Here is a 6,312-nt window from a genome sequence, read left to right as displayed (position 1 = left end):
TTCCTTGATCTGGCGGTAGCTGAAGGTGTCTTCCGCCAGGTTGGCCTGGCTGAGCAGGGCGTCCTGGATGATACCGATTTCCACGTCGCTGAGGCCCAGGGCCTGTTCCAGTGACAGCTTGCCGTTGACCACCAGCTGGCTCAGCTCCCGGTAGACGGTCTGCTCGTTCAGGTTCTGTTGCCGGGCGATGGCAGGCGGGTCCATGTTGGCCAGGGCCAGGGTGAGAATTTCGTTGCTGTCCGGGCCGGCGTCTTCTGCCTCGCTGGCGCTGTTGCCATTCGCCGCCTCATTGAGAACGGCAAGAAAGTGGTCGCCGTAACGTTCCAGTTTGCGATCCCCGACACCGCTCACGGCGGAAAATTCCATGCGGTTGCGCGGACGAATGGCGAGCATATCCATCAGGGTGGCATCGTGGAAGACCACATAGGGCGGCACCCCTTCTTCTTCGGATAGCCGTTTGCGACAGGCGCGCAGGGCTTCCCACAGCGCGCGATCCGCTTCCGCCACGTTGGACTGGCTTTTGCGGGTGCCGGCTTTTTTCGCTTTGGCGATTTCCTTGCGCAGGTGCAGGGGTTGTTCCCCGCGCAGGTAGGGGCGGCAGGCGTCGGTCAGTTGCAGCGCGCCGTAACCGTTCATGTCCACGGTGAGCAGGCCGCGGGCCACCAGTTGACGGTAGATGCTTTTCCACTGGTTGGCGTTGAATTCGTTACCGATGTTCCAGGTGGACACATGATCGTGCCCGGCGCTGGCGACCTTGTCGGAGCGATTGCCGGTAAGCACGTCGATCAGGTGATTGACGCCGAAGCGCTGTCCGGTCCGGTAGACACAGCTCAGGGCTTTTTGGGCGGCTTCGGTGGCGTCGAAGGTTTCCGGTGGGTGCAGGCAGGTGTCGCAGTTACCGCAGGGCTTTTCCAGAGTTTCGGCAAAGTAGTGCAGCAATGCCTGGCGGCGGCAATGGGTGATTTCGCACAGCCCCAGCATGCTTTCCAGGCGCTGGTTTTCGTTGCGCTTGTGCTGCTCGTTGCCACTGCTTTGGGCGAGCATCTGTTTGAGCTTGATGGCGTCTTCCAGCCCATAGGCCATCCAGGCTGTAGCCGGGTTGCCATCACGGCCGGCACGGCCGGTTTCCTGATAGTAGGACTCAATGCTCTTGGGCAGATCCAGATGCGCCACAAACCGCACGTCAGGTTTGTCGATGCCCATGCCGAAGGCAATGGTGGCGACCATGACAATGCCGTCCTCGCGCAGAAAGCGCTGCTGGTGTTTTTCCCGCAGCGGGCCAGAAAGCCCGGCGTGGTAGGGCAGAGCATTAATGCCCTGCTGGCATAGCCATTCGGCCACCCGGTCCACCTTGTTGCGCGACAGGCAGTAGACGATCCCCGCTTCACCGGCGTGCTCGGCACGCAACAGGCGCAGTAACTGATTGCGGGCGCCGTCCTTGCGCTCGATACGGTACTGGATGTTGGGGCGGTCGAAGCTGGAGACAAAATGCCGCGCCTGGGTCAGGTCCAGTCGCTCGGCAATTTCCGTGCGGGTGCGTTGGTCCGCGGTGGCGGTTAACGCAATGCGGGGCACTTGCGGGAATTCCCGGTGCAGCAGGGACAGCTGCAGATAGTCGTTGCGGAAATCGTGCCCCCACTGGGACACACAGTGGGCTTCGTCGATAGCGAACAGGGCGACCTCAGCCTGTTTCAACAGCGCCAGGGTACGCGGCTGTATCAGCCGCTCCGGGGCGATGTAGAGCATGTCCAACTCGCCTTGCAGCAAGGCGTTTTCCAGCTCGCGTACTTGTTCCAGTGACAGGGTGGAGTTGAGGAAGCCGGCTTTCACGCCCAGTGCCTTGAGCGCATCCACCTGATCCTGCATCAGGGCAATCAGCGGGCTGATCACCACACCGGTGCCTGGCCGGACCAGGGCGGGGATCTGATAGCACAGGGATTTACCGCCGCCGGTGGGCATCAGCACCAGGGCGTCGTCGCCCTGTATCAGGGTATTGATAATGGTCTGCTGTTCACCGCGAAACTGGTGGTAGCCGAAGACATGTTCAAGAACGGAGTGGGCATTGGATTGCATGGCCGGGAGTATACCCGTGGGACCGGAGCGATGACATCCGGACGACATGCATTCGAGTGTCATGACGGTGTGGTAGCGTTTTGGGCACTGTGGACGGTTAAGTGTGTAGGTAATGACAGAAATATTTCGTCAGTTTTTGCTGCTGGGGCTGATCAGCTTTGGCGGGCCGGCGGCCCATGTGGGGTATTTTCACCAGCGATTTGTGGTGCAACTGCAATGGTTGAGCGAGGCGGACTTTGCCCGCTTGCTGGCACTCACCCAGTTTCTGCCGGGGCCGGCGTCCAGCCAGTTGGGCTTCGCCATAGGCCGGGTGCGCGGCGGGGTGGCGGGGGCGTTTGTGGCCTTTATTGGTTTTACCTTGCCGTCCTTTTTGTTGATGGCACTGCTGGCTATCTATGCGGCAGCACTGCCGGAATGGCTGCAGGGTGGTGTGGTCACAGGCCTGAAGTGGCTGGCGGTGGTGGTGGTGGCCGATGCCGTGTGGAATATGGGGACGCGCTTTTGTACGGCCCCGCTGACGCGGGGGCTGGCACTGGGCGTGGCTCTGTTGCTGCTGCTCTGGCCCGCGCTCTGGGGGCAGGTGGCGGCCTTGCTGCTGGCGGCAGCGGTGGGCTGGTACTGGTTGCGCCCTGCAAATGCTCAGCCGTTGCAGGGCAAGCCGGTCTGGCGTTGGTTGCCGTTGGTGATTTTTGCGCTTTTGGCGTTATTGGCGCTGTTGCCCGCCGGGCAGTTGCTGGGGCTCTGGAATGATTTCTTCACCGCTGGTGCGCTGGTATTCGGTGGCGGCCATGTGGTGCTGCCATTATTGCAGGAGCTGGTGGGGCCACAGATGAGCCCGGACTCGTTCCTGACCGGTTATGCGGCTGCCCAGGCGGTGCCCGGGCCCATGTTCTCGCTGGCAGCGTATCTGGGGGCCGTTTTGCTACCAGCCAGCCCCTGGTGGGGCGCCTTGCTGGCCACACTGGCGATTTTTCTGCCCGGTTTTTTACTGGTGTTGGGAATGATGGAAGGGTGGCAATGGTTGTCCTCCCGCCCGGCACTGGCCGGTGCGGTGGCGGGCATCAATGCGGCGGTAGTGGGGCTGCTGCTGGCGGCGCTGTATCAACCGGTGTTCATCTCTGCGGTGCATGATGGGTGGGATCTGTTGATCGTGGTGGCGGGATTCGTGGTGCTGCGCAGCAAGACGGTGCCCTTGTGGGGAATGGTGCTGGGCATGGCGGCGCTAGGAGTGTTGGCAGGTTTGGTGTAGGCGCGCCGCCAGCGGCGTTCCTGCCGCAGAGAGCCGCGCGACAGGTGGGGCTTGCTCGAAAGTCGGAATCATGATTCACTTCTTTAAAGAAATGAATGTGGATTCCGTTTATGGCGTACCGGGAAACCGACAATGTGAAAGCCCGCAAGGCGGCCCAGCGTGCCCATCTGCTGCGTAATGCAGAGCAGTTGGTGCGTGACAGCGGTTTTGCCGGGCTGACCATGCAGACGCTGGCCCGCCAGGCTGGCGTTGGCGTGGGCACCCTGTATCGCTATTTCGACAACAAGGCGGTGCTGGCGGCGGAGGTATTTCGCCTGGCCACCGAGCGGGAAGTGGCGGCGGTGGCCCAGGCCATGGAGCAAGACGGCGATTTTGCTCAGCGGCTGGAATACGTGCTGCAGGTGTTTGTACGCCGGGCGCAAGCCGCGTCTACGCTGGCCTGGTCCCTGATCGCCGAGCCGGTGGACCCGGCGGTGGACGCGGAGCGTCTGATCTACCGCCAGCGTTATGCCGAGCTGTACCAGCAGTTGTTGAGCGATGGCGTCAGCCAGGGAGCATTGCCCATGCAGGACACGGCTGTGAGTGCGGCAGCACTGGTGGGCGCCATTGCTGAGGCGCTGGTGGGTCCGTTGTCCGAACCGTTACCCAAGGCCAGCCTGGCGGAATCCCTGACCCAATTTTGTTTGCGCGCGGTGGGTGCTCCACCGGCGCAGGCGCAAGCTATTCAGCAGCAACAGACTGCGTAAAAAGCAGCAACGGCAGCGCGCTTTCCCTGCGTGGGGAGTGGCCGTGGAGCTTGTTGCATGAAGCGTGAAACACGCTGCGTTAATAAACCGGGAGAGCTCACATGAATGCCAAGCACGACACCCTGAAAGCGGACCCGCTGGCCCAGACCCATGAGGTCTTCAACCAGGCCCGGGCGCTGGAAGATTACAACGCTTACGACAACGATACGGCCCTGCGCGAGGCGGTGGCCCGCCATGGCGCGGGCTGGGCGGAGGATGCCCTGTCTGCCCACGGTGCTCGCACTGGCAGTGCCGAAGTGATCGAGTGGGGCTTTCTGGCCAACGAACACAAGCCACAGTTTTTTTCCCACGATCGCCAGGGGTACCGGGTGGACCTGGTGAAATACCACGAGTCTTACCACCGGTTGATGGCCCTGGGGCTGGAGTCTGGCATGCACTCTTCTCCCTGGGCGGACCCCAAGCCCGGGGCCCATGTGGCCCGGGCAGCGCAGAGCTATTTACAGGCGCAGGTCGATGCCGGCCACGGTTGCCCGCTGACCATGACGTTTGCCTCGGTGCCCTCCATTAGCCTGACGCCGTCATTGGCGAAGGCGTGGTTGCCCAAGATTCTCAATAACGCCTATGACCCGCGCAATGTGCCCCATACCGAGAAGCAGGCGCTGACCATTGGCATGGGCATGACCGAAAAGCAGGGCGGTTCCGATGTGCGTGCCAACACCACCGTTGCTACTGCCATTGGCAATGAAGGGCCGGGTGAAGCCTATGAGCTGGTGGGGCACAAGTGGTTTACCTCCGCTCCCATGTGCGATGCCTTTCTGGTGCTGGCGCAGACGCAAAGCGGGTTGAGCTGTTTTCTGGTGCCGCGCTGGCGCCCGGATGGCAGCAAGAACCCGATCCAGGTACAGCGCCTGAAAAACAAGATGGGCAACGTGTCCAACGCCTCCTCGGAAATCGAGTTGCGTGGTGCATTGGGTTGGTTAGTCGGCGAAGAAGGCCGTGGGGTGCCGGCGATTATCGAAATGGTGGCGATGACCCGTTTCGATTGCATGATCGGGTCGGCATCGGGGCAACGTCAGGCGGTGGCCCAGGCCGTGAACCATGCCGCCGGGCGTGCGGCTTTCGGCAAGACTCTGCTGGACCAACCCTTGATGCGTAACGTGCTGGCGGATTTGCAGCTGGAAGTGGAAGGTTCCCTGGCCATCGCCATGCGCATGGGCGAAGCGCTGGATCAGTCCACGCTGGACCCGTCCAACAGCCATGAAAGCCTGCTGCTGCGTCTGGGCTTGCCCGCCGGCAAATACTGGATCTGCAAACGCACCCCGTTCCATGCCTACGAGGCTATGGAGTGCCTGGGTGGCAACGGCGTGACGGAGGACTTCATCATGGCGCGCCTGTATCGCGAAGCGCCAATCAATGCGATCTGGGAAGGCTCCGGTAATGTGCAGGCGCTGGATATGCTGCGCGCCCTTGGTAAAACGCCGGCAGTGCTGGATACCTGGTTTGCGGAACTGGCGAAGACCCAGGGGAGTGATGCCCGTCTGGACAAGGCCGTGGACGCGCTCAAGCGCGAATTCAGCGATATGGATGAGGCGGAATACCGGGCCCGGGATATCGTGGATCGGGTATCACTGACCATGCAGGCCAGCCAGCTGGTGGCCGCCGGCAATACCGCCGTAGCTGACGCCTTCATCGCCTCGCGACTGGGAGAGCATGGGGATCGGAATTATGGCACCTTGCCCAGAGGGCTGGATCTGGATGAGGTGCTGAAGCGGGCGAACCCGTGGGAGGGCAATTAATAGTTAATAATGAATAATTAATAGCTGGGCGAGCAACGACTGTCTTAATGCCAAGCAATGAGGCCGCGCCCAAACATTGGGCGCGGCCTCATGCGTTTCAAAAAACGAAAACCCGTCTCGCGACGTTATTAATTAAAGCTTCAGCTTTCCTGCAATCTCGAACCACATGGCGCGGAAGGCCTGGGCGGAGGGGGTATAGGGGGCGAATTCGCCGACCGGCGCGCGGTGGTCTCCCATCTGCTCCACGTGGGTGGAATACGGGATCCAGCCTTTCAATCCGCCCTTCATGGCCTTGGGCCGTTTCACCAGCATTTCCACGTGCAGGTCCCGGTGGCGATCGACCATATTGAAAAACGGCACCACGGTCAGGTTCTTGTAGTTCTTGCTGTCGATCCAGTCGAGCACCTGCTGGAAGGCGCGTACCGACAGGTGGGTGGGGATCACCGGG

Annotated in this window: 4 protein-coding genes and 1 pseudogene; 3 read left to right on the top strand and 2 right to left on the bottom strand. The window is 61.6% G+C overall.

The annotated features are described in order from the left end of the window. The coding region (gene recQ, locus A3730_RS10760) for a DNA helicase RecQ (RefSeq protein ID WP_063538045.1) at positions 1-2,073 on the bottom strand (2,073 nt) is incomplete at its 3' end. 112 nt (positions 2,074-2,185) lie between these two features. On the opposite strand from recQ, the gene chrA reads away from it, so the two are divergent. From chrA to A3730_RS10745, 3 genes are all read left to right on the top strand, one after another. After that, on the top strand, positions 2,186-3,322 hold the full coding sequence (gene chrA, locus A3730_RS10755; RefSeq protein WP_063519765.1) for a chromate efflux transporter: 1,137 nt from the start codon (positions 2,186-2,188) through the stop codon (positions 3,320-3,322). 95 nt (positions 3,323-3,417) lie between these two features. Beyond that, positions 3,418-4,068 carry a TetR/AcrR family transcriptional regulator gene (locus A3730_RS10750; RefSeq protein WP_082872339.1) on the top strand — a complete coding sequence of 217 codons (651 nt, stop codon included), beginning with the start codon at positions 3,418-3,420 and terminating at the stop codon, positions 4,066-4,068. A gap of 101 nt (positions 4,069-4,169) precedes the next feature. Further along, on the top strand, positions 4,170-5,864 hold the full coding sequence (locus A3730_RS10745) for an acyl-CoA dehydrogenase family protein (RefSeq protein WP_063519764.1): 1,695 nt from the start codon (positions 4,170-4,172) through the stop codon (positions 5,862-5,864). A 132-nt stretch (positions 5,865-5,996) separates the two neighbouring features. Here the strand turns inward: A3730_RS10745 and A3730_RS10740 are convergent. Then, positions 5,997-6,312: pseudogene (locus tag A3730_RS10740) on the bottom strand (ParA family protein); the annotation flags it as partial.

Source organism: Alcanivorax sp. HI0044, from assembly GCF_001634945.1.
The sequence above is the reverse complement of the archived record's forward strand: the minus strand, read 5'-3'. Positions and strand labels throughout refer to the sequence as shown.

Excerpts from the sequence above, each read along its gene's own strand:
- chrA (WP_063519765.1), top strand. The coding sequence starts at position 2,186 with ATGACAGAAATATTTCGTCAGTTTTTGCTGCTGGGGCTGATCAGCTTT.
- A3730_RS10750 (WP_082872339.1), top strand. The coding sequence starts at position 3,418 with ATGTGGATTCCGTTTATGGCGTACCGGGAAACCGACAATGTGAAAGCC.
- A3730_RS10745 (WP_063519764.1), top strand. The coding sequence starts at position 4,170 with ATGAATGCCAAGCACGACACCCTGAAAGCGGACCCGCTGGCCCAGACC.